This is a genomic window from Mesorhizobium sp. KR2-14, from assembly GCF_040049255.1.
Taxonomy (GTDB): domain Bacteria; phylum Pseudomonadota; class Alphaproteobacteria; order Rhizobiales; family Rhizobiaceae; genus Pseudaminobacter.
Genome location: NZ_JBDZDR010000028.1, coordinates 1 through 1,471 on the forward strand (window position 1 = coordinate 1; position 1,471 = coordinate 1,471).

At 58.1% G+C, this 1,471-nt stretch carries 2 protein-coding genes; both read left to right on the forward strand.

Features of this window, described 5'->3' with window-relative positions; translation table 11 throughout:
• Positions 1 to 202 precede the first annotated feature (202 nt).
• Positions 203 to 901, forward strand: a complete 699-nt coding sequence (locus ABLE86_RS22835; RefSeq protein WP_348781286.1) for a hypothetical protein — start codon at positions 203 to 205, stop codon at positions 899 to 901.
• The gene (locus ABLE86_RS22840) at positions 888 to 1,295 is read left to right on the forward strand and encodes a hypothetical protein (protein ID WP_348781287.1); all 408 of its coding nucleotides are present in this window, start codon (positions 888 to 890) and stop codon (positions 1,293 to 1,295) included. Before ABLE86_RS22835 ends, ABLE86_RS22840 begins: the two co-directional genes overlap by 14 nt.
• Positions 1,296 to 1,471 lie beyond the last annotated feature (176 nt).

A 1,471-nucleotide genomic window follows, 5' to 3' on the forward strand; every position in this document is an offset into this window, starting at 1 on the left:
GGCTGTTGCTCTCGTGTTCATCCTCCACCAGGGCAAACCCTGTTCTTCCCATTGAACAATTACTCTATTCATGAGTCGTTGATCAATATTGTTCAATGAGAAGCATCTGAAGTTCGTGCTTTAGCTCGTGGCATCAGAGATTTATTGCATCGCCAAAGCCACCTCATGTAAATTGATCTTATTGAATAGAAAGACCTTTTATATGAGTTATCTTGAGAAATGGCTTGACGAATTTCTTGGCGAATCCATTCCCGCCAATAATACATCTGACCTCCACGTGCCGACTGCACCGCCGAAGGCCGTAAAGACGAAAAAGACCTCGAAGGGATCAAGCAATCAGCCTTGGTTCACGAAGTTCCCACCCATCGAGCGGGTCCGGGCCATGCGGGCGCAGTTCTTTGACAACGGCCCCAACCCAGGCAAAGGCAATACCCAGCACACCCTCAAACTGCGCGTTTATCTCGACGACGAACGGCCCTTAAACCAGCGCGATCCCCACTGGCATCGTGTGGTCGAACTGATCGAGCCGAAGAAGGTCGTGGCCTGGGCCGTCGCAGAGCACGCCAAGGGCAATCTCACGGAAGACGACCTCGCACGCTACCGTGCCGTCGCCGATGATCTGCGGGCCTGGAAGGACGAGGAGCCTGATGCGGAATGGGCCAAGATGGGTCATATCGGCTCGCCGCCCGGCAACCACTACTTCCACCGCCAGTTCATGGCCGTTCGCTGCGGGGCCTCAGGCGAGATGGATGCCGTGCTCTATCTTGAAGACGGGCAGATCGAGATCGACCGCTTTTACGCCAACAAGCGCTCTCGCAAGGCGAACGCGCCGAAGCTGCATGGCCTCTATGATCCGCACGGCGCAATCATCTCGAAGGAGGACGGCAATGGCGAGCTTTGATCCCGAGAAGCTCGTGGCGGGCATGCGCAAGATCATGGGGGAGGTTCAGAAGCTAACCGCCAAGGTCGAGTTCCTCGAAGAGGAGAACGGGAAGCTGCGGCGGATGAACGGCGAACTCGCCAGTCACGTCAACAAGGTGCGAGCTTCGATGGCGGACATGGACGAAGCTCTCGCCACAGGGCTTGAGAAGATCGGTGGCGGACTGGACCAGATTCTGGACGAGCGCACCGGAGCCATCCAGGCGGAGAGCCAGGAACTTCGGCAGGATGTTGCCTTCCTCCAGGCGCTCGTGGCCGGGCACGAGGTCGTCCTGATTGAGATTACAGGTGAGCCGACGACACCTGTGTTCCCGGCCCATCCCACGGCCAGGGACGAAACGGAGAAGGCCGCGTGAGTATGATCCCGTCGCTCGGGCCCATTCGGGACCGGCCCACCAAGCGCCTGACCATCGGGTAGACCACGGCCACGTTTTACAAACCCGCCCTCCGCGTAGTAACCCATTGATGTTGCTCATCGGAGGGCGGACAAGGACTAGCGGCGAGGACCCGATATGGATGTCGGGTGCGCCAA